Here is a 19,488-nt window from a genome sequence, read left to right on the forward strand (position 1 = left end):
GCGAACAAAACTGCACTGACTGTCAGATAGTTGCGAGAACGCGTCCGGCAGGTACCGAAATACTCGAATCCGAAGCGGCTAGACGGACGCGGCGACCGCCATTCCGGTGATCCATTCCTCCACCGGCTGGTAGACCATCGCGTCGAGGGACTTTCCGCCACCGGCAGCACCCGCGGCAAGCCAGGTGCGCACTTCATTGGCTCCCGCGCCGGCAGCAGCGTGTGCGTTGTCGCTCAATTCGGCCAACGCTTCGCGATCCCATACGGCAAGGGCATCCAGGAACGACCTGTCCCACTCGGGCTTGATCTTCTTCCGCGCGGCGGGCGACCCCTCGGCGATTATCCGAGCGCGATCCTCGTCGCTGATGTCGTAGGTGTCCACTTCGAGACTCGGCGGCGAGTGCGAGAGACCGCCGGTGCCGATCACGAGAACTCGGCCGTCGGTTCTGTCGAGGTAACGCGAGACGGCATCGCCCAGCGCCAGCACCCTGTGCGCGCGGGGCAAAGGCGCTGTGGCGCAGTTGATCGGAATCGGGATGACGGGATACCTGGCCAGGCCACCGGTGAGGTCACGCAGCGGCTGAGCGAAGGCGTGGTCGAGTTCGATATCGCGACACACACTGACGTCGATGTCGGACGCGAGGAGATGCTCGGCCAGCTCGCGGGCGCGGGCCTGTGGCACGTTCAGACGCGCAGCCGGGAATCCGGCTTCGGCCATGATGCCAGCAGACTGGGCGATAGCGAAGGTCGGCATGATCGTACGAAAGGCGCGCCGATGATCCCCACCGAACAGAACGATGTAATCGGGATCGAAGTCGAGGACCAGCTCGCGCGCACGCGCCAACGCGGCACGGAAGTCCGCGCCGAAGACTTCCTCGACGTCACGGTCCTTGCCCGGGCTGTGACTGGCGCACACCACGAGGCGATCGGGCTCCGACATTCGATCCTCCTGACATTCACTATAAGTGACACAAACGTTAGAACCACTCGGTGGCAAACACAAGGGTCGTCGTTCGCTCAGCGCAGATGACCGTTTCGTGATGTGACGGCCACACCCGAATGCGTCGTTGCCCGGCTGGGGCACGCGCCTCACACGGAAGATCCGGCGCCAGCGCCTGGAAAACCGAGTCGCACCACCCGCCCCAAGGTCGAACGCAAGATCGGCCACCTCATGCGCCGCCGCCACGGCGGTCGCCGCGCACGCGTCCGAGGACGGGTGAAGGTCGCCGCCGACTTCTCGCTGCTTGCCGCGGCGGTCAACCTCGCCCGGCTGGCCGTCCTCGGAATCGACTCCACGACAGGACAACCCGCCGTTATCGCCTGACCGACACACCGCCGCGCACACAGACCAGTCAGCCCCGCCATCACACAGCAGTCACAGCCGAACCTGGTCGATCGGCACGGCGTCTGGATGGGGTGGTTCGATCTGGGGCACATAACGATGATGCCTGTCATCGGAGACTGTCCCAGGGTGGGACACGACCAAAGGTGTCGACGCCATAGTTGGTCGGTAGTCGGTAGAGGAACCCCCGCTTGGCCGGAGGGCCCTCCGGCCAAGCGGGGGTTCCTCACGGCGAACTTCCGCTGCCACATCTGGTGGGGACTGCCCTGGCTTCGGTTGACTCCTGATCTGAGGAGACTGATAGGTCTTCTCTGTGAGAGGATGCGTCACCGTGCCGAAGCCCTACCCCGAAGAATTCCGTCGTGACGTGGTCGCCGTGGCCCGCAAGGGCGAGACGACACTGCGGCAGGTCGCGAAGGATTTCGGGATATCGGAGAGCTGCCTGGCCGGCTGGCTCAAACAAGCCGACATCGAGGACCGACACCGCGCCGGGGTAACCCGTGCCGAGTCGGACGAGCTGCGTGAACTGCGTAAACGCAACAAGCTGCTGGAACAGGAGAACGAGATTCTGCGGCGGGCGGCAGCGTTCTTCGCTCGCGAGCTGCCCCCAAAATGACTCTTCTATGGGTGTTGTCAAGCCATGGCGTGTAGTTGTCGGAACACGGCTCGGCAGACGTAGCGTTTGAGGTTGCGTCTTATCTCGCGGGGTGATTTGCCTTGGGCGCGACTGCGTTCGGCGTAGGCGCGAGTGTCGGCGTCGAAGCTGAGCCGGGTGCGGACGATGACGTCGAAGGCACGGTTGAGTTGGCGGTCGCCGCCGCGGTTGAGGCGGTGGCGGACGGTGTTGCCTGAGGATGCTGGTCGTGGGGCGACGCCGGCCAAGGCTGCGAAGGCGGCTTCGGAGCGTATCCGGCCGTGGTGGGAGTAGGCGCAGATGATGATCGCTGCGGTGACCGGTCCGATGCCGGGCACGGATTGCAGTCCAGGAGAAGTCTTTTCGGCGAGCTGACCGAGCATCGTATGGTTGCCGCGGAGCTGTTTTGTGTGGTCGATGATGCTGCGGGCCAGGCGCTGAGCTTCGGCGCGGGCGATTCGTTGAAGGGAGCCGTCGCCGGTGGTGCGCCAGGCCGCGATAGCAGCGATCTGTGCGTCGGTGACGGGGCGACGAACGTCGACGCCGAGGTCGATGGTGCGCAGCAGGGCGGTAAGTGCGTTTCGGTCGGCGGTGCGTTGCTGGTCGAGCAGTCGGCGGGCGGCGAGCAGTATCCGAAGAGCGGCGCGGTCGCCCGCTGCACGTGGTGAGGCGACGCGTGATTCGTCTTGGCGGAGAACGGACCTGGCAGCGGTTTCGGCGTCGATGGTGTCGGACTTGCCGTCGATGGCTTGCTGCGCGCGGGAGGGCGGGCGGACCTCACCGACCGGTATTCCGGCGTCGAGCAGCGCGGCGGTGAGTTGCGCGCCGTAGGAGGAGGTGCCTTCGACTGCCGCGAAGACCGAGCCAGTTGTGCGGTTGCCTATCCAGGTGATCGCGCGGGCGGTGCCGGCCCGGTGGGTAGGGAATTCGCGCGAGTCGGCGACTGCGCCGGTGCGGGTTTCGATGATGGCGAAGGTGTGGGTGCGGGCGTGGGTGTCCACGCCGATCACATACTCGTAGCGGTCGGCGATGAGCGCCATGTGCTGCTGTTCCTCTCGGGTGGTCGGACCGGCGGGTGGCGCCGGTTGGGGGCACTCGGAGGCAGCTCTGTAACGGGTCACGCCAGACGTGGCGGACAATCTTCTGATCAAGCCATCCGGGTGGGCAGACCGACGCCCGACCCACCACGCGGACAAGTCATTTTCAAGACACCCGTCAGGGGTCGGATATACCCGGAGTCACGCGTGATGAGCCGAAGCGTCAGCCTGCCAGCCGATCTCGGATCAGCCACGCACCATTACAGACCTACCCGCTGGTCCTGGACCTTGCCGCTGACCGAATCCCGGTGGCGGTGGCCTGCCGGGTGTTGGGATTCTCGAAGCAGGCGTTCTACAAGTGGTGCAAAGAACCTGTATCCCAGCGTGATAGGGATGACGCGCATCTGATCAACGCTGCGCTCGATATTCACGCCGACGATCCGGAATTCGGATATCGGTTCATCGCCGACGAGCTCGCCGACCTCGGTTTCGAGGCCGGTGAGAACCGGGTCCAGCGTTTGTGCTCGCTGCAGGGCATCTACAGCGCGTTCGCCAAGAAACGCGGCCTGACCGTCCGGCCAGGCCCGCCGGTCCACGATGACCTGGTTCGCCGTGATTTCACCGCCACCGGCCCGAACCGGCTATGGCTGACCGATATCTCCGAGCACCGCACTGGCGAGGGGAAGCTCTACATCTGCGCGGTAAAGGACGTGTGGTCCAACCGCATCGTCGGCTACAGCATCGACGACCGGATGACCGCCGAACTGGCGTGTTCGGCGTTGCGCAACGCTATCGGCCTGCGGTCACCGACCGGCACCGTTGTTCATTCCGACCGGGGCAGCCAATTTCGTTCCAGGAAGTTCGTAACCTTGTTGTCCCGCAACCGATTGCGGGGCTCTATGGGTCGGGTGGCCGCATGCGCGGACAACTCGGCCATGGAGTCGTGGTTCGCGCTGCTACAACGCAACGTGCTCGACCGGAAGCGGTGGGACACAAAGGAAGAACTGCGTCTGGCCATGGTGTGCTGGATCGAGCGGACTTACCACCGTCGGCGGCGCCAGCGAGGGCTGTCCCGGCTGACTCCGGTCGAGTATGAGACCCTGAACCAGGCCTCACTCGCGGCCTGAAACCACCACAACCCGCGAGTCAATCAGATCCGGGGCAGTCCCGGTTGAGTTTGGCGCGGATCAGCAGATCTGCTCCGGTGCCGGTGATCTGCTCGATCAACGCCGTAACCGCGAAGTTCCGGTCGGCCAGCAACAGCATGCCCGGGCGCAGGCACCCCAAAAGTTGTGGTGCATAGGCTGTCTCCGCGATCCGCAACGGGCCGAACACGACATCGACGACGGTGCGGGTGCCACACGCCACCACCGTCAGCAACCGCAGCATCGGATACCCAGCCTGGGCGTGACCGCCGCCGTGACGCCCGAACTCGGCCACGTTGCCTGGGCTGTCAGCCACGAACACACTGGTGCCGTCGATCGCGCACACCAGCAGTCCCCGCCACCGCCGGGTCCCGGCGGCCGGGCCGGCGAGCAGATCGAACAACGCCTTCAGGGGTTTGACCCCGACGCGGCGCAACGCCTGTGACAAGGCCGGGGAACCCGGACACACGAACGATCCGCCGGGCAGCCCGGCACACAACCGCGCCCATACCTGCCGATACCCGATATCGGAGAACAACGCTCCGGCCAGCAGCAGATACACCACCACCCGCGACGGCAGCAGCCGCACTCGTGACCGCACGGCACCGGCCGTTTCCAGCGCCGCGTCGACCAGGTCGAACGACACGATCCGGGTCAGTTCCCCCAGATGCCCCGGCGCGAACACACCCTCCGCGACCGGCGAGGAACGATCAATGACACACTGAACTGACAGCGGAACTCCTCGATCGAGCGGATTGTCTTGGCGGACAACACCTCTCTACCAACAGTTCCGCTGTCCCCACTCACCACCCCACCCCGCTTGACACACCAGCTCACGCGTTAACTGCGCGGCCTTGGTATTAGCCGCCGAACCGCTCTCGATGGTCAGCGATGTACTGCTCGACCGTCACCGCGGGCTCACCTGTCACTTGTTCGACGTCGTTGGTGATGCGGTTGTACCGGTCGGCGCGGTGCAGCCGCGCCATGGTCGCGATGTGCTGCTCGATGTGCGACGGCAGGCCCGCGGGTTTCAAGATCTGCTCGACCCAGTCGTCGTAGGGGACGTCGACGGCCGTCACCGGAAACCGCAGCGCCCGGGAGAAGCTTCCGGCCAGGTGGTCGATGTCGAGGATCTGCGGCCCCGTCAGTTCGTAAACATGTCGCTGATGATCCTCTGGTGTGCGAAGGATCGCGGCGACTACGCGGGCGACGTCGCTGGCGGCTATGGGTGAGGTCCGGCCGTCGCCGAAGGGCAGCACCAGGGTGTGGCGATCACGGACCGAAGGTGCGTTGAGGAACGTGAAAAGTGGGTTGTCGATGAACACCGTGGGCCGCACGTGGGTGACGGGCAAGCCGGACCAATCCATGACTTGTTCGGTCAGCCAGTGCAACCACTGCTGGTGAGACTCGTCAGTGCTGGTCAACGTCATTTGGGAGACCGTCATCTGTGACATGTTCACGACCTTCTCGAGCCCGCCGTTTTCACGGCCGGCGGCGCAGACGACGGCCGCGGCTTTCAGATAGGACTCCGAGACGCTCATGTTGAAGAACATCCGCTGCACGCCCTGCATCGCGGAGACCACGTCTCGGGGTTCGGTGAGGTCGCCGACCACCACTTGCGCACCGAGTGCGCGCACCGCGTCGGCCCGCTCGTCCTGGCGGTGGACCATGGCTCGTACGCTCGCGCCATCCCGGATAAGTAGTTCGACGACCGAATGGCTCACCCCGCCGGTGCCACCACCAGCGCCGGTGACCAGATAGTCAAGGTTATCGCCCATCATGTCCTCCGCGTCGACAATCGAGTCCCGGTCGAGATTCCGCTACAAATGCTGAAAGCCGAAGCCGCCCTTCTCTGTTGGTGCACGCCAGACTGACGTAGTGCGCGAAGGTCATATTTCGCAGCGGGGAACCGTGCATCCTTTGTGGGTCGACGGCACCGGGCTATGTTTGCAGGAACGCCAGCAGATCAGCGTTGATGGTGTCGGCATGCGTGGTGGGCATTCCGTGCGGGAAACCTTGGTATGTCTTCAGTGTTCCGTTCTGCAGAAGCTTCGCGGATTTCGGACCGGCGGCGACGTAGGGGACGATCTGGTCATCTTCACTGTGCATCACGAGAACCGGCACGGTGATTTTCTCGAGGTCCTTGGTGAAGTCGGTTTGTGAGAACGCCACGATGCCGTCGTAATGGGCCTTGGCTCCACCCATCATTCCCTGGCGCCACCAGTTTTCGATGATCGCCTCCGAGGACTCCACACCCGGCCGGTTGAACCCGTAGAACGGTCCCGAGGGTAGTGCGCGGTAGAACTCCGAGCGGTTGGCGGCGAGTTGGTGCTGAAGATCGTCGAAGACGTCTTTGGGCAGGCCTTCCGGGTTGGCGTCGGTTCTGACCATCAACGGTGGCACTGCGCTGATGAGCACAGCTTTGGACACCCGGCTCCGGCCGTGGCGCGCCAGATAGCGCACCACTTCACCGCCGCCGGTGGAGTGCCCGACATGGATGGCGTCTTCGAGGTCGAGATGGGACGTCAACGCTGCGAGGTCATCGGCGTAGTGGTCCATGTCGTGGCCGTCGCCGGTCTGGGTGGACCGCCCGTGGCCGCGACGGTCATGGGCGATCACGCGGTAGCCATGCCGCAGGAAAAACAGCATCTGGGTATCCCAGTCATCGGCGGACAGTGGCCAGCCGTGGCTGAAGACGATCGGCGGACCCGCTCCCCAGTCCTTATAGAAGATCTCGGTGCCGTCAGCAGTCGTAATTGTGCCCATGTCGTGCCTTTCTTTTGGTGATCGGCTCTGCACATCGACTAGCGGTCCACGAGTTCGTCGCGAGTAACGATAAACGAGTCGGACAGGGTGAACGGGAAGTTCGACAGATCGTCGAGCCCACCTCGGAGTCGTTGTTTCGATAGTGCTTAGACCTGGAAAGGCGCTGGCTGGTGGAGTCGGCCAGCAAGTCCAGGGAGATGTCGACGATGAGGTCTTCTTGTCCGCCGACCAGTCCTCGACGTCCCACCTCTAGCAGGATGGTGCGGACGTCGATGTCGTAGCGCTGCGATGCGGCTTCGGCATGGCGCAGGAAGGACGAGCAGACCCCGGCGTATCCGAGCTGCGCTCGCCAGACCTGCCGGGAAGCGAATCGACACGTCACTCGTGGCAGTCCTCATCGGCATCCCGAACACACTTGGACGCCAACTGCTCCAAGCCGATCCGGCAAATGCCGGCGAATCCCTCCGAAACTGGCTGCGCAGCACCGACATCGACAACCCCACCGAACTGACGCGAATCTCAAACTTCCTCGAAGTCTCGAACCATCTCTCAGACATGCCTATGCCCACAATCCTTGCCCAACTGGCACTGGTGCGTTCCTTCGTCGCACGAGAGCTCGAACAATCACGGCGCCGCTGAAATCGGCTCCGCTCAACCTCGCGCCCCGTCCCCAGCCGCTGTGATCAACCGCTCGATTGCCAGCCGATGTGTGCTGCGCCTGGCCCGCGGCCTCGCCGTCGACCTCGTCGTCCATGGAAGAAACGAACTGCCCCGCAACGACTTACACCAGCACGGGTCGGCGGGGGTGTCGGAACCTGCGCACACAAGCAGCCTGTCCCGCCACCACACCGAAACCCACCCGCCCCGGACCAGGACGGGCCCGAAAGCCACCGAAACCAGTACCCGCCCCACGCTACGACGTGCACATCAAGACACCCAGCAACCAGCAAGCTCCCAAACCCGCCGGGCCGCGACCACACCGCACGGGTTAAAACTCAAGCTAGGCTCCCCAGACACCGACAGCTTCATCAGGTGCTCAAGGGAAGCAGGGCGCTCCCCACTGGCGTAACTCATCGGCGCCCCTGGTCATCGCGGCCCGCCTATCAATGCGCGCCGCGATAGGCGGGGTCGGCGTATGACGCCTTCTGCTTCGCGGGCCGCCCACCAACAGCGTGGTGACCGACACCGCGGCCAGCACGTCGGTGCGCAGGTGCGGGTCGCTGAGGTGCGCGATCAGCATCGTCTTCCCCTTCGCCGCCGTATGTAATTCCCGCAAGACCTACCAGTAATCCGTTGCCACGTCGGTGATTTCGCTCGCCGGAGGCGTAACTCTGGCCCGGTGGCGTGCATGCGGGTAGGAGAAGGGAATGGCTGTCGAGGACGCTCTGGATGTGGTGTTGGCCGAGCGCGCGTGTGAGCGGTTGATCGTGGAGTTCGTGCGGCGCCTGGACCTGGGTGTGCCCGGGGATGTGGCCGAGTTGTTCACCAAGGACGGTGTGTGGGAGTGGCCCGAAGGTGGCCGCCGGGTGCATGGCCGCGCGGCGCTGCGGGACTATTTCGCCTCCCGTCCCGCTGATCGGCTCTCCCGCCGGGTGTCGACCAACATCCTCGTTACCGTCGACACGCCGGTGTCTGCGTCGAGTACCAGTTACTTCACCCCCTACCGCGTCGATGGGCACACCGGCGCGATGGTGGCGGGCAGGGCGCCGGTCAATGTCGGGCACTACGAGGACACTTCGCAGAATCGAGGGCACGTGGCTGCTGGCCACCCGGACCACCGTCATCGCTTTCGGCGGACCGACCGAGAACCTGAGATCAGTCGGCGAGGCCGGCCGGTGACCGGATCCCGGCGCGCGTGAACGGCGTGGTTCCCGGATAGGTTGTCCACGGGGGCAGTTCGGGGAGGGGATCGTGTGCCGGTCGATGATGTCGCGCGATCGCGTTCTCGGTACCCGTTGTTGGCGGTGCCGGGTTTCGGATGGTTCTGGTTCGCCGACGGTGTGTCGATCTTCGGGACCTACATCACCGCCCAAGCCCTGCAACTACTCGCGCTATTGACCCTCGGTGCTTCGAGTTTCGAGCTGGGGGTGCTGCGGGCGGCTCAGTGGTTGCCGTACCTGTTGTTCGGGTTGATCGCGGGGGTGTTGATCGACCGCTACCGGCGCAAACCGGTCGTGGTCGGCGCGGATTTCATCCGGGCCGCGGTGCTGGCTCTGATCCCGTTCTCGGCCGCGGTAGATGTGTTGACGATGCCGCTGCTGATCGGCCTGGTGCTGGTTTTCGGTGCGGTATCGCTGGCCTACGACGTCGCGCACCAGTCGTTACTGCCGAGTCTGGTTCCCGCACCGTTGCTCACCCGGGCCAACGCCCGCCTCGAACAATCAGCAACCCTCGCACAGATCGGCGGTCAAGCGGGCGCGGGGCTGCTGATCAAACTGCTTGGCGCGCCCACGGCGATTCTGATCGACGCACCACCCTACCTGATCTCCGGTCTCGTGATGGCCCGATTGCGGGTCGCGGAACGAACGATCCCACCGCCACCGCAGGCCCGCGACATGGGCAGCGAACTGCGGGAAGGAGTGCGGTGGGTATATCGGCATCGGATGCTCAGCCCGCTGACGTTGGCGACGCATGCGTGGTTTCTGTGCACGTCGATGGTATCGGCGATCTATGTCGTGTTCGTCGTCTCGGACCTGGGATTCGATGCCGCGATGTACGGCTGACCCTCGCCGTCGGTGGAGTCGGCGCTGTGGCGGGTTCCTCGGTCGCGGTCGGGGTCGGAACCCTGCTGGGAGTCGGGCCGGCGATCATCGTCGCCCGCTGGCTGGCCCCTGCCGGATACGCGCTGATCCCGCTGGCACACAGCGGAAGTGGCGGGATCGCGGTGTTGTGTGCGGCGCAGTTCGTGTTCTGACTCTCGGTCGGAAGCGACTCTCCACTGGAGATGGGATATTGCCAGTCGGTGACCCCGAACCGGCTGCTGGGCCGGATGCGCGCCACCATGCGGTCGATGAACCGCGCCGCGGTGGTGATCGGCGCACCACTGGGCGGTGCACTCGCTCTCTGGTGCGGCCAACGCACCACCGTTTGGATCGCGGTCGCAGGACTCGCCGCAGCGGCACTCGCCCTGACCGGATCCAGATTTCGGCACGCCCAGCTCGAAGTCCAGTCGAGGAGCCGATAGTAGAACGGGTGTCGAGCGTGCCCGGACCGGCCTTGAGCCACTGCAGGTACCGGTCGCGTCACCGGCGGGACCGACTGGAAGAAAGACGACTACGAACCGCCCTTTGGGACCAATAACCATCCTTGGGCAGCGCAAAGATCGGCGCCCAGGAGTGAAAGAGTCAACCGGAGCAGGCGTAGAGCGTATTATAGGCTGAAGCCGCTGATGCGATGCTTTGCTTGATAGCGGGAATCGTTCCTATCAAACCAACGCGTGCTCGGCCAATTTGGATGAGATCCGAGCAGAACGTGCGCGGCAGTCGAGGTTATGCCGATAACAAAAATCGACTCCGGAAGCCAGCCGTCGTTGGTGTCGAGCATCTGCATGTTGACAATCAAGTTAGTGGAGTCGATGCGCTGCTTAGACACGTCGAACCGGTAGCTGTCAGTTCGGCCTTGTGCTCTGTCGTCGTGCTTAAGGTCGGGGAAGCTGAGCTCGAGTACTCCCCCTCCCCCCTGCCTTTCGATTTCGAGCTCGAAGTTCGCATCCGAGCCCGCGTTGGTTTCATTCTTCGTTGTGTGAACCACAAATATAGTGTTGACCTGGACCATCGCCTTCTCCTATCTCGTATGAGATTGTCGTCACCATTATTCGTTTGGTTTTCGTCACCATCGCGAGTACTCGACTACTCGATTGCGAGCGCGACAGAAAGGAGGATTTCCAGTGTGAAGCCGGCGGTTGGATACACGGATGGCGGAATTCGGCCGCCTGCGGTATCAGCCTCTCGGTGAGCGCGTACATCGCCGCCTGCCGGATCAGGTGAGGCCCGCACGACCGTCGACGAGTCGATCGCACGCTGGCGGGCCGAGCACTGCGAACCGACTCCTGAACAGGCCGCTGCCACTGAGGCTCGGGCGCGGGCATTGTTCGACCACGCCGACGCCCGACTGCGCGGCCACGGTGCTGCGTGAGGCCCACCGCCGCCGGGACCATCCTCGACGCATCGGCGTCGACATCACGGACGAATCCTTCTGCGTCCCTGGCAATTCTGCGCACTGTAGACGATCTCACGGAGCAAGTGTCGGCTATCGCGCAAACGGCACGGCGACGGTACACCCTGGTTACCCTGAGGTGATGCGATTCCGGTTTCGTCGGTATGCCCTGGCTGTACTCGCCGCCGCCGCGTCGACTCTGCTGCCGTGTACGCACTCTCAGGCGGCGCCGCCGATTCGGCCGGCCGCTGCCATAGCGCCGGTGGACCCGGGCTTCCTCTGGGGTGTCGCCGCATCCGGCTTCCAATCCGAAGGCCATGCGCCCGACAGCAATTGGACGCGGTACATCCCTTCGCACCACGACTACGACGCCCTCAACGATTCGGTCGACTTCTATGACCGCAACGCATCGGACGTCGACTTGGCTGCCGCGCTCGGCGTACGGGTTTTCCGGATCGGGATCGAGTGGGCACGATTGCAGCCCGCGCCGGGAGTCTGGGACGAGCATGCCTTTGGCTTCTACGATGCCGTCATCGCGAATATCGTGCGGGCGGGGATGCGTCCGATGATTACTCTCGACCACTGGGTGTACCCGGGCTGGGCGGTGGATCGCGGCGGTTGGCGCAGTCCGGGCATGGTCGAGGATTGGCTGACCAATATGCGTGCGGTGGTTGATCGCTATGCCTCCCGCAATCCGCTGTGGGTCGCGGTGAACGAGCCTGCCGCATATATCTCGCACGAGGTCCGCAGGGGCGCCGCCGACGCGGGCGAGATGCAGGATCGGATCGCCCAGGCGCACAACGCCATCTACGACTACATCCACCAGGTCCAGCCGGGCGCGCAGGTGACCAGCAACGTCGGCTACGTCGCGGGCGCGGAGGCGGAGGTCAACGGGGGCTTCCTCGACCGCGTCGCGAACCGGCTCGACTATGTCGGCATCGACTACTACTTCGGTTACGACCCGGTGCAGTCATTGCTCGGATCCATCACCAGAGCCATTGGATCGTCGCTTCCGAACTTGCCTGGCCAGAACATTTGGGATCTGCCCTTGCGTACAGAGGGCATCTACTATGCGCTGCAATACTATTCGCGTCGCTTTCCGGACAAGCCGCTGTACATCGTCGAGAACGGCATGCCCACCGAAAACGGTCGCCCCCGCAGCGACGGTTACTCCCGCAGCGATCATCTGCGCGACACCGTCTATTGGATCCAGCGCGCCAAGGCCGACGGCATGAATGTCATCGGCTACAACTACTGGAGCATCACCGACAACTACGAATGGGGCAGCTACACGCCACGTTTCGGCCTCTACACCGTCGACGTGCGCACCGACCCAGCCCTCGTTCGCCGCCCCACCGACGCGGTCGGCACCTACACCCAACTCGTCAACGAGGGCGGTGTCCCCGCAGGCTATCGCCCCACCCGCAGCCCAGCCCTCTGCATCCTGGTCGACCCCCCGACCAGCTGCCTGACCCCGGTCGCGGTGCGGTAGACACGTCCCGGCCGGAGACCGTCATGCTGGCTTCGCCGAGGCAGACACGAGCTGCGTGCCCCTATCCGGCAAGACTTGCGTCCCGTCATCTTTCGTCTGTAGTCAAGAATCGGTTCCTCTGCCCCAACTCGGATGCTGCGCAGTTCGATTCGGATCAGTGAGGCTACGCGGGTTGCTGCCGTCGCTGTTCATCACCCAGACCCAGGCTTTGCCCGTGGCCGTCGCCAGATCACGGGTGAAACGCGTGAACAGGATCGTGCCGTCCGGGGCGAACGACGGATGACCCATGGCGTCATCGGTGAGCGAGCGGACCTGATCGCCATCGACATCCATCATGTAGATCTCCGACCGATCCTTCCCACCCCGGTTGCTGGTGAACACGATCTCGGCTCCGTCCGGGGAGAAGACCGGCTCGGAATTGAAATATCCATCCGTCAGCAGCTGCCGTTGGCCGGTTTCGTCGGATGCCATCACCCAGATCGTGTGGGCTCTGGTGAATACGATCGTCGAACCATCCGGCGAGAACGCCGGATGCTGTAACGATCTCAGGTCGGGGCCGGTTGTGGTGCCGGGGGCGGTGAGTTGCTTCAGCTCGCCGCCGTCGAAGTTCATCACGTAGATGACGCCGCCGCGAACGAAGGCGAGCCGGGCGCTATCGGGGAAAACGTTGGCTGGTATCCGCCGTCGGCGAGTTTCGTGACATTGCTGCCATCTGGATCCATTATCGAGATGGAACGACCACCGACGACGATCTTCGAGCCATCAGGGGCAAAGTGCCGCACGAGATCTGCACGGGATTCGCGGTCTCAATGCGCATCCGCGCATGGTATGGCTGGGTAACGTCTCCTTCGCCTTCTACTTGATCCAGTTCCCAGTAATGGTGCTGATCACCCGAAATCTACTCGGCGGCAAGCAGTTCGGCATTGTCGGCTGGGCCGGGTTCGCGGTCCTGAGCCTGATCGTCTCGACCGCCATCGCCGCAGTGCTGTACCACTGGGTGGATCTGCCCATCATGCGCCGCTTCGCTCGCGTGAAACGAACCACTGAGCCGCAGCCAACGCCGGCCTGAACCGGCGCGCCTCAATGGCTCCCTCTTCGGGTGGCCGTCCTCGCCGGTCACCTGTTCATAGACGATGGTGCGGGTGCGGGTGCGGGTGCGCCGCCAGCGGCATCAGGGTCGGCCGCCACTGTTGCTGCCGCAGCAGATCCAGGCGATCCTTGACGGCTGCGCGGTATTCGATCCGTCGACCGGTGAGTGGGCCGGGAACCTGTGGGACCGGTTGTTGTTCGCGCTGCTGGCCGAGACCGGGATGCGGCTGGGTGAGGCGAGGCAGGGGTCTCCGCAACCACGCGGTTCCTCTGTTGGCGGCGGTTCAAAGCTGCGGGCGGCCTTCAGCGCCGTATGTACCGATGTCGTCTCCTCTAAGGTAGGCCGCGTGTTGTGCGTCGGCGCGGGAGGCGATCTCGGATGCGATCCTGCTTTATTCGAGCCACCGAACAACCGCCACCGCAGGTACCACCACCACGGCCAGGATGACGCCGCCCACGATGTTCTGGGGTTGACTGTTGATCGCGTTGCCGATCGCAACAGCGGCACCAGCCACTACACCAGTCCGCGTGCTGCCACGTCGCCGAAGCGGATGCCAGAACAGGCGAACAGGACCAGAATCGCCCCGGCGGCCGGTGTGCCGCCGACGCGCCGCTGCGCCGCGGTGACCGCCGTTCAGGGAACCGCGCTGCGCGTCGCAGCGGGTCGGCGTCGCAGCGCGCCGCCGGGGCGCTCTTGTCGATGGTGCATGGTTTGAGTATCAGTCACGCTGGTGGACAACGATTCTCACGATCGAGACTGGACACCCGAGGAACTCGCTTACCTCGACAAAGTGTCCGAAGAGCTGGCCGGTCCACTGACCGAACGCCAACTCACGCTCCTGCGACGTTGGTGGAACGGCGGCTACCGCACGTCAGCCGACTAGTACCCGATCACCACCTAGAACATCCACATCCGATGTCGCACAGACCGCCCGGCGCCCATCGTGCCAACGCCCGACGCCATCTTTCGGCCTCCTATGCGCGGCGGCAGGCGCGGAACCCTCCCCGCCCTATCCCGCCGCCACGTGATAACGCTCGCGATGCTCGGTCCAGGGACGCTGCCGCTGCTCCTCGGTCATCGCCAACAACTCACGCAACTTCACCCACGCCAACTCATCAGTCGGCGTATACACCTGCATCCACGCATGCGGCAACGACGGCAAACTCATACTCGTCAAAAACATCTCCAACTCCCCCACCGCCAAATTACGGACCTGCTTCGTCCGACTCGCCGGCACCGCCACATCATTCCGCGCCCACAACGACGCGAAATCCTCACTCTCACCACACAATCCAGTGATGAAATCCTCCCAACCCGGATCACCGAGGTTCTTCGCGTAAGCACCACGCAAATAACCGACCATCCGACGCAGATCATCCCAATTGTGGTGATAAGTGTTGCAACACTGCGGAGTCAGGAACACCCGACCAACGACATTGCGCTCACCGAGCAGAAAACCCGGACACAACGCCTCATACGGCTTGTTATGAGCCAACACGTCATAACGCGCGCTCAGCACGACAGCGGGCAGCGGCTCGAGGTGGTCCAGGATCACCTGAAGCTCCTCCGGCAAAGCGGTTCCCGCATGCGAGGTCGGCACCGTCGGCACATCCGCGAGCCGGTACAGATGCGCCTTCTCCGCGGCGTCCAAGGAGAGCGTGCGGGCCACCGCGTTGAGCACCTGCACACTGACATTGATGCTGCGCCCTTGTTCCAGCCAGGAGAACCACGGAAAGGGGTAGCCATGAGCAACGTCGCCACAGAAGCGTAAAGACGCAGCTCAGACGCATCTTCCGCGTGGATGCACCCCTGAGTCCGCCGTATAGCGGGCTTAACGCGACACCAACACTCAGGGGCGCAGTTCCTCCGCCGAGCTCGCCAAGGGCAGCATCCTCGACATCCTCCGCACTATCGCAACCGCTCCCCGGCAGCATCGGCGACTCAGACTTACCAACGACGAGATCGGCCATGCCGTCACCAGCTACCTACTCACGACGGTGGTCCTCGCCCGCGTCGGCGATCGCCTCCTTGGAGCCTCCATTCGGACCACGCCCTGCCTGAGTTCAACGAGACGACGAAAAGTAGGTGTCAACCGTCAGTTTGAAATAGTGGATTTGGCCCAATTTTGCTGATCAAACGCGTGTCGATCGTGCTGGGGCGCAGACTGATCGCTTATAGACGCGAGTCGTGGTGTTGGTGGATGTCGCGAGAACCGTTGTCGGCCTGTTATTTCCGCATCTGACAAACGTTCCGGTCGATGGTGTCACCGCGACGAGCACGGCGATCCGGTTCGACGCGTCGACATTCGCTCCGTCAGCCGAGCGTCCCCTGTGCGGGTGCCCGCCTGCCAGGATGCACAGTCGTTACGTGCGTCGGATTGCGGACCTGGCCGTCGCGGGTCGTGAGGTGGTAGTCCGGCTGGTGGTGCGCCGGTTCAGACACGTGGAATCGGGCTGTCCGCGAAGTATTTTCAGCGAGCAGGTCACCGAGGTGGTCGGACGGTATCAGCGGCGCAGCCCAATATTGAGTGGAGGTGTCGGCGCGGATCGGGCTGGCGCTCGGTGGGCATGCCGATGCGAGGCTGACCCGGCAGCTGGCGGTGGAGGTATCGCGGTCGACGCTGTTACGGCGAGTGCGTGCGATTCCGTTGCCGGCTATCGGTCACCTGGTGGACGTTGGTGTCGATGACTGGGTCATCCGCCGAGGTCACGTCTACGGACAGTGGTGATCGACAGTGCGTGGTCCTCGCCATCGAGGGTGTGCCGAATGCCAGCGGTATGCCTGCTATGCGGCACAATTGGACGCGGATGAAGGTTCGACCAGAGGTCAGTCATGAATATTCGCAAGACGCTGCTAGTTTCAGTGCTGGCACCGTTGTTGGTTGCCGGCTGCGCACATGAGGGCTCGAAAACCGTCGCGCACGCGGTGATTCAGCCCCCTGCCGCGAGACAGACCTTGCAGGTGCCGGTCGGTCCCGGTCCCTCTGGCACGTACACGGTACAGGCGCAACCGGCTGCGGGCAGCTGCCACTACCGCAAGTCCGGCGACGGGCAGCCACTGCCCGATCCCGCGTGTACCCCGGGAGCGGTCAATCCGAAGGTGGCCGCGGACAGCCTCGGCGACACCATCTGCAAGGGCGGATACACTTCCTCGATCCGCCCGCCGGCCAACATCACCAACCGCGAGAAGGACGCCGACGCGAAGTCCTACGACTACACCGGCCCATTGCATGACGCCGAGTACGACCACCTGGTGTCACTGGAGCTCGGTGGCGACCCGAACGATCCGCGCAACCTGTGGGTGGAGCCACCGTCACCCGATCACAAGCCGGGTGCGGGGCCGAACAATCCGAAAGACGCTGTCGAGAACACGTTGCACGCGCTGGTGTGTTCCGGCAAGGTCGCCTTGACCGACGCCCAGAACGCCATAGCCGCCGACTGGACCATGGCCCTGGTCGTCGTCGGCCACCCCGACGGCAAGTAGACCACCCGCCGTATCGGTTGCGGTGTAACGGGGTTTCCGGTTTCGGCTGCTGGTCGAGTGGAACGATTGTGCTGGCCTTGCCGACGGAATCTGCACGAGAGCTCGGGGTCGGCCGCCGACGTCCTCGCCCATGCCGCACACTGCCTGGTCGAATCGGCCGCCTGGCCAAAGCCCAGCGGCAACGGTCCCACGCCACAACCATCTCTTACTGTCGTGGCGGTCAGAGGTATGGGTCCAGTTGGGTGGCGGCTTCGACCGGGTGTCCGGCTCGGATGGGTGCGCCGAGCGCTTGGAAACTGCCAGACACCCTCGGCGCGACGGACTTTCGCCACGACCATGCCGGTGTGGGCGCCGCCGACACGCAGCTTCGCGCGCGCGAGTTCGGTGTTGGTGGCGTCGTCGACCAGCCGCCAGAACGCGTTGCGGACCCGCTCGAAGGTGTGCCCGGCATAAGAGGTGACGACGAAAACCACCGCAGTCACGTGGGCGGGGAGGCGGGTGAGGTTCACGGCGATGACTTCGTCGTCGCCTTCGCCTTCGCCGGTGAGGTTGTCGCCCTGATGACGTACCGCACCGTCCTTCGAGGTCAGTTGACCGTAGAAGGCGGCGGCGACGAGCTGGTGCTCGGCGAAGATCAACGCCGAGGCGCCGAGATCGATTTCGGCTTCCCGCCCACGCACCCGGATCGGATCCCAGCCCCAACGCCATCTTCACATACGACAACTCCGGACCACCAGGCTTGCGCAACCCCACCCCACCCCCGTCGGCAGACGCGGTCACGTCGGGCAGCTCGATGCGTGGAGCCGGGCGCTGCTGTTGTTGCCGGGGTGGTGTGCTCGGGGAGCCATCAACTATCACGCCGTGGGCGGTGACCAGAGCGGTGAAACCACTGCGGTAACCGTGGCCGAGAGCACGGACCAGCCACCGGTCTCGGCGCGGTCCAGATCCACCGCGACCACCGTCGCCTCACCACCCAAACCCTCGATCACGCACTCGTACAACACGTTTCCGGCACTGTCAGCGATCCACACGAGCGGTGCCGGATAGTCACCCAAATGGTCTTGCTGATCATCGAGGGCAATAACCACCCGGACATAATCGATCCCGACCGGCACCATGTGCAGGGCGATCTCAAGCGGGCTCGGCCCGCCGGGCGAGCCCGCCGCCAGCCGCACCCCCGGCCCGAGCGGCTGGTTGTAGAAGACCAAACCGGCAGCATCGCGGACCCGGCCCTGCGCGGTGAGCAGCAACGCAGACAGCTCGACCGCCGCGGTATGTCGCACCGACACCATGATGTCCTCGACATCGACCACCGCGGACTGTCCTCGCATCAGCTGTAGCGCTACCCGGCCCACCCTAAGTCGACAAACGATCGCCCCTGGGCAATCCGATACGGGTGGCGGGGCGCGACGCCCGGCGATACGTGGCAGCCGGCGCCGAGGTCCATCCCGACCGTTCGCGACGTGAGGCTCGACGCCGTCGTGTGGTGGTCGACATGTCCTATTCTCGTGACCGCGCTGACGATCCCCGCGATCCGTTATCGAGGTGAAGTCATGCTGAGCGCCCAGATCCCGTGCTGGCGGGCTGGATGCCCAGCTTCCCCGACTACCTCTATCTCGCCTACACCAACGCGACCGCCTTCAGCCCCACCGACGTCATGCCGTACACGATCCGCGCCAAGATGATCATGATGCTGCAGTCGGCGGTGTCGCTGATCACGATCGCATTGGTGATCGCCCGCGCGATCGGCCTGTTCAAATAGGCCCCCGCCGAGGGGATGGCGACAGATCGACTGAGAGCGTGGTCAATTCGGGCGCCTCAGGGGCCACAACCGGTGAGGATGAGAGTTGTCGCCGCAAGCTCGACACCCACCACTACCTGAGCGGCACCGCACACGTGGTGGTTCAGCGCTGCCGTGGAGATGGATCGGAGCGTGCTGACCGCTACCCCTGATCGGATGCGAGGATACTCGGGCGGTGGCCTACGAGCAGATTCCGTTGACAGCGTTCGGTGTTCTCGACTCCTGGCAGTGGGATTGGTCGACAACCATCGTCGTCATCGGGTTGGGGTTCGGCTATCGGCGCAGTAATGCGGCCGCGGGCGTGTCGCACGTTGGTTCCGCTGCCCCACGCGACCGCGTTCCACAGCAACCGCAGCGCGCCCGCGGGATCGGCTAGCGCGTGCTCCGCGAACGGCTGATCGACGAGGCCAGCAACCGGTCGGAAAGACCCTGCGCAGCGAATTCTCTTGCTCACCACCGGTGGTCGACATCAACTCCATGCCCATCGATGTAGCCGGGCACATCAACGGCCGCGGCGAACTCGCGCAGCTCGACCGGAACAGCC

The 19,488-nt window shown here is 64.2% G+C and carries 24 protein-coding genes and 5 pseudogenes; 17 read left to right on the forward strand and 12 right to left on the reverse strand.

Annotation, left to right across the window (positions count from 1 at the left end):
* Window positions 1-78: 78 nt before the first annotated feature.
* Window positions 79-939, reverse strand: coding sequence for a 3-carboxyethylcatechol 2,3-dioxygenase (locus OG874_RS17780; RefSeq protein WP_330256244.1), 861 nt, complete (start codon window positions 937-939; stop codon window positions 79-81).
* Between the two features lie 102 nt (window positions 940-1,041).
* Between OG874_RS17780 and OG874_RS17785 the strand changes: the two genes are divergently transcribed.
* A complete protein-coding gene (locus tag OG874_RS17785) occupies window positions 1,042-1,323 on the forward strand; it encodes a transposase (protein ID WP_330256245.1) in 282 nt (93 codons plus the stop codon).
* 349 nt (window positions 1,324-1,672) lie between these two features.
* Window positions 1,673-1,957, forward strand: a complete 285-nt coding sequence (locus OG874_RS17790) for a transposase (protein WP_330256246.1) — start codon at window positions 1,673-1,675, stop codon at window positions 1,955-1,957.
* A gap of 17 nt (window positions 1,958-1,974) precedes the next feature.
* On the opposite strand, the gene OG874_RS17795 is transcribed toward OG874_RS17790, so the two are convergent.
* Window positions 1,975-3,015: an IS110 family transposase gene (locus OG874_RS17795; RefSeq protein WP_330256247.1), complete on the reverse strand. Its 1,041-nt coding sequence runs from the start codon at window positions 3,013-3,015 to the stop codon at window positions 1,975-1,977.
* Between the two features lie 254 nt (window positions 3,016-3,269).
* Between OG874_RS17795 and OG874_RS17800 the strand changes: the two are divergent.
* A pseudogene (locus OG874_RS17800) lies at window positions 3,270-4,139 on the forward strand (IS3 family transposase); the annotation flags it as partial.
* A gap of 19 nt (window positions 4,140-4,158) precedes the next feature.
* Here the strand turns inward: OG874_RS17800 and OG874_RS17805 are convergent.
* The 4 genes and pseudogenes from OG874_RS17805 to OG874_RS17820 form a co-directional block, all read right to left on the reverse strand.
* Window positions 4,159-4,842 carry an IS4 family transposase gene (locus OG874_RS17805; RefSeq protein WP_330256248.1) on the reverse strand — a complete coding sequence of 228 codons (684 nt, stop codon included), beginning with the start codon at window positions 4,840-4,842 and terminating at the stop codon, window positions 4,159-4,161.
* 175 nt (window positions 4,843-5,017) lie between these two features.
* Window positions 5,018-5,935 (reverse strand): NmrA family NAD(P)-binding protein, encoded by a 918-nt coding sequence (locus tag OG874_RS17810; protein WP_330256249.1) that lies wholly within the window; start codon window positions 5,933-5,935, stop codon window positions 5,018-5,020.
* A 163-nt stretch (window positions 5,936-6,098) separates the two neighbouring features.
* The gene (locus OG874_RS17815) at window positions 6,099-6,923 is read right to left on the reverse strand and encodes an alpha/beta fold hydrolase (protein ID WP_330257326.1); all 825 of its coding nucleotides are present in this window, start codon (window positions 6,921-6,923) and stop codon (window positions 6,099-6,101) included.
* A 178-nt stretch (window positions 6,924-7,101) separates the two neighbouring features.
* Window positions 7,102-7,263, reverse strand: a pseudogene (locus tag OG874_RS17820) (4-hydroxy-2-oxovalerate aldolase); the annotation flags it as partial.
* Between the two features lie 44 nt (window positions 7,264-7,307).
* Here OG874_RS17820 and OG874_RS17825 point away from each other — a divergent pair.
* On the forward strand, window positions 7,308-7,562 hold the full coding sequence (locus OG874_RS17825; protein WP_330256250.1) for a hypothetical protein: 255 nt from the start codon (window positions 7,308-7,310) through the stop codon (window positions 7,560-7,562).
* Between the two features lie 397 nt (window positions 7,563-7,959).
* Here OG874_RS17825 and OG874_RS17830 read toward each other — a convergent pair whose 3' ends face one another.
* Window positions 7,960-8,163, reverse strand: coding sequence for a hypothetical protein (locus tag OG874_RS17830; protein ID WP_330256251.1), 204 nt, complete (start codon window positions 8,161-8,163; stop codon window positions 7,960-7,962).
* A gap of 127 nt (window positions 8,164-8,290) precedes the next feature.
* Between OG874_RS17830 and OG874_RS17835 the strand changes: the two genes are divergently transcribed.
* From OG874_RS17835 to OG874_RS17850, 4 genes are read left to right on the forward strand one after another with little or no spacing between them, the layout of a single operon-like run.
* Window positions 8,291-8,782 (forward strand): nuclear transport factor 2 family protein, encoded by a 492-nt coding sequence (locus OG874_RS17835; protein WP_330256252.1) that lies wholly within the window; start codon window positions 8,291-8,293, stop codon window positions 8,780-8,782.
* Between the two features lie 54 nt (window positions 8,783-8,836).
* Window positions 8,837-9,646: an MFS transporter gene (locus tag OG874_RS17840; RefSeq protein WP_330256253.1), complete on the forward strand. Its 810-nt coding sequence runs from the start codon at window positions 8,837-8,839 to the stop codon at window positions 9,644-9,646.
* A 26-nt stretch (window positions 9,647-9,672) separates the two neighbouring features.
* Window positions 9,673-9,837 carry a hypothetical protein gene (locus tag OG874_RS17845; RefSeq protein ID WP_330256254.1) on the forward strand — a complete coding sequence of 55 codons (165 nt, stop codon included), beginning with the start codon at window positions 9,673-9,675 and terminating at the stop codon, window positions 9,835-9,837.
* A gap of 48 nt (window positions 9,838-9,885) precedes the next feature.
* Window positions 9,886-10,107, forward strand: a complete 222-nt coding sequence (locus OG874_RS17850; protein WP_330256255.1) for a hypothetical protein — start codon at window positions 9,886-9,888, stop codon at window positions 10,105-10,107.
* 185 nt (window positions 10,108-10,292) lie between these two features.
* On the opposite strand, the gene OG874_RS17855 is transcribed toward OG874_RS17850, so the two are convergent.
* Complete coding sequence (locus OG874_RS17855; protein WP_330256256.1) at window positions 10,293-10,697, reverse strand: hypothetical protein; 405 nt, start codon at window positions 10,695-10,697, stop codon at window positions 10,293-10,295.
* A 523-nt stretch (window positions 10,698-11,220) separates the two neighbouring features.
* Here OG874_RS17855 and OG874_RS17860 point away from each other — a divergent pair.
* The gene (locus tag OG874_RS17860) at window positions 11,221-12,570 is read left to right on the forward strand and encodes a family 1 glycosylhydrolase (protein ID WP_330256257.1); all 1,350 of its coding nucleotides are present in this window, start codon (window positions 11,221-11,223) and stop codon (window positions 12,568-12,570) included.
* A gap of 102 nt (window positions 12,571-12,672) precedes the next feature.
* Here the strand turns inward: OG874_RS17860 and OG874_RS17865 are convergent, their stop codons facing one another.
* Window positions 12,673-13,182, reverse strand: a complete 510-nt coding sequence (locus OG874_RS17865; protein ID WP_330256258.1) for a TolB family protein — start codon at window positions 13,180-13,182, stop codon at window positions 12,673-12,675.
* 211 nt (window positions 13,183-13,393) lie between these two features.
* On the opposite strand from OG874_RS17865, the gene OG874_RS17870 reads away from it, so the two are divergent.
* From OG874_RS17870 to OG874_RS17880, 3 genes and pseudogenes are all read left to right on the forward strand, one after another.
* Window positions 13,394-13,639 (forward strand): hypothetical protein, encoded by a 246-nt coding sequence (locus tag OG874_RS17870; RefSeq protein ID WP_330256259.1) that lies wholly within the window; start codon window positions 13,394-13,396, stop codon window positions 13,637-13,639.
* 91 nt (window positions 13,640-13,730) lie between these two features.
* A pseudogene (locus tag OG874_RS17875) lies at window positions 13,731-13,898 on the forward strand (tyrosine-type recombinase/integrase); the annotation flags it as partial.
* A gap of 492 nt (window positions 13,899-14,390) precedes the next feature.
* A complete protein-coding gene (locus tag OG874_RS17880; protein WP_330256260.1) occupies window positions 14,391-14,543 on the forward strand; it encodes a hypothetical protein in 153 nt (50 codons plus the stop codon).
* A gap of 126 nt (window positions 14,544-14,669) precedes the next feature.
* Here the strand turns inward: OG874_RS17880 and OG874_RS17885 are convergent, their stop codons facing one another.
* The gene (locus OG874_RS17885) at window positions 14,670-15,347 is read right to left on the reverse strand and encodes an MmyB family transcriptional regulator (RefSeq protein WP_330256261.1); all 678 of its coding nucleotides are present in this window, start codon (window positions 15,345-15,347) and stop codon (window positions 14,670-14,672) included.
* 509 nt (window positions 15,348-15,856) lie between these two features.
* On the opposite strand from OG874_RS17885, the pseudogene OG874_RS44750 reads away from it, so the two are divergent.
* The 3 genes and pseudogenes from OG874_RS44750 to OG874_RS17895 form a co-directional block, all read left to right on the forward strand.
* Window positions 15,857-16,087: pseudogene (locus OG874_RS44750) on the forward strand (hypothetical protein); the annotation flags it as partial.
* A 106-nt stretch (window positions 16,088-16,193) separates the two neighbouring features.
* Window positions 16,194-16,388 carry a hypothetical protein gene (locus OG874_RS17890; protein ID WP_330256262.1) on the forward strand — a complete coding sequence of 65 codons (195 nt, stop codon included), beginning with the start codon at window positions 16,194-16,196 and terminating at the stop codon, window positions 16,386-16,388.
* Window positions 16,389-16,492: 104 nt separating this feature from the next.
* Window positions 16,493-17,143, forward strand: a complete 651-nt coding sequence (locus tag OG874_RS17895; protein WP_330256263.1) for a hypothetical protein — start codon at window positions 16,493-16,495, stop codon at window positions 17,141-17,143.
* A 353-nt stretch (window positions 17,144-17,496) separates the two neighbouring features.
* Here OG874_RS17895 and OG874_RS17900 read toward each other — a convergent pair.
* Window positions 17,497-17,823, reverse strand: a pseudogene (locus OG874_RS17900) (TerD family protein); the annotation flags it as partial.
* Between the two features lie 174 nt (window positions 17,824-17,997).
* Window positions 17,998-18,474 (reverse strand): TerD family protein, encoded by a 477-nt coding sequence (locus OG874_RS17905; RefSeq protein WP_330256264.1) that lies wholly within the window; start codon window positions 18,472-18,474, stop codon window positions 17,998-18,000.
* 257 nt (window positions 18,475-18,731) lie between these two features.
* Between OG874_RS17905 and OG874_RS17910 the strand changes: the two genes are divergently transcribed.
* On the forward strand, window positions 18,732-18,905 hold the full coding sequence (locus OG874_RS17910) for a hypothetical protein (protein WP_330256265.1): 174 nt from the start codon (window positions 18,732-18,734) through the stop codon (window positions 18,903-18,905).
* A 214-nt stretch (window positions 18,906-19,119) separates the two neighbouring features.
* Entirely contained in the window at window positions 19,120-19,320 is a 201-nt protein-coding gene (locus OG874_RS17915) for a hypothetical protein (RefSeq protein ID WP_330256266.1), read from the forward strand.
* The last annotated feature ends 168 nt before the right edge of the window (window positions 19,321-19,488 follow it).

Source organism: Nocardia sp. NBC_00565, assembly GCF_036345915.1.
Lineage (GTDB): Bacteria > Actinomycetota > Actinomycetes > Mycobacteriales > Mycobacteriaceae > Nocardia.

Bases quoted from the DNA above. Each gene is read 5' to 3' on its own strand.
- OG874_RS17780 (WP_330256244.1), bottom strand. From the start codon at position 939: ATGTCGGAGCCCGATCGCCTCGTGGTGTGCGCCAGTCACAGCCCGGGC.
- OG874_RS17795 (WP_330256247.1), bottom strand. From the start codon at position 3,015: ATGGCGCTCATCGCCGACCGCTACGAGTATGTGATCGGCGTGGACACC.
- OG874_RS17810 (WP_330256249.1), bottom strand. From the start codon at position 5,935: ATGGGCGATAACCTTGACTATCTGGTCACCGGCGCTGGTGGTGGCACC.
- OG874_RS17815 (WP_330257326.1), bottom strand. From the start codon at position 6,923: ATGGGCACAATTACGACTGCTGACGGCACCGAGATCTTCTATAAGGAC.
- OG874_RS17830 (WP_330256251.1), bottom strand. From the start codon at position 8,163: ATGCTGATCGCGCACCTCAGCGACCCGCACCTGCGCACCGACGTGCTG.
- OG874_RS17835 (WP_330256252.1), top strand. From the start codon at position 8,291: ATGGCTGTCGAGGACGCTCTGGATGTGGTGTTGGCCGAGCGCGCGTGT.
- OG874_RS17855 (WP_330256256.1), bottom strand. From the start codon at position 10,697: ATGGTCCAGGTCAACACTATATTTGTGGTTCACACAACGAAGAATGAA.
- OG874_RS17860 (WP_330256257.1), top strand. From the start codon at position 11,221: ATGCGATTCCGGTTTCGTCGGTATGCCCTGGCTGTACTCGCCGCCGCC.
- OG874_RS17865 (WP_330256258.1), bottom strand. From the start codon at position 13,182: ATGAACTTCGACGGCGGCGAGCTGAAGCAACTCACCGCCCCCGGCACC.
- OG874_RS17870 (WP_330256259.1), top strand. From the start codon at position 13,394: ATGGTATGGCTGGGTAACGTCTCCTTCGCCTTCTACTTGATCCAGTTC.
- OG874_RS17895 (WP_330256263.1), top strand. From the start codon at position 16,493: ATGAATATTCGCAAGACGCTGCTAGTTTCAGTGCTGGCACCGTTGTTG.
- OG874_RS17905 (WP_330256264.1), bottom strand. From the start codon at position 18,474: ATGCGAGGACAGTCCGCGGTGGTCGATGTCGAGGACATCATGGTGTCG.
- OG874_RS17910 (WP_330256265.1), top strand. From the start codon at position 18,732: ATGCCCAGCTTCCCCGACTACCTCTATCTCGCCTACACCAACGCGACC.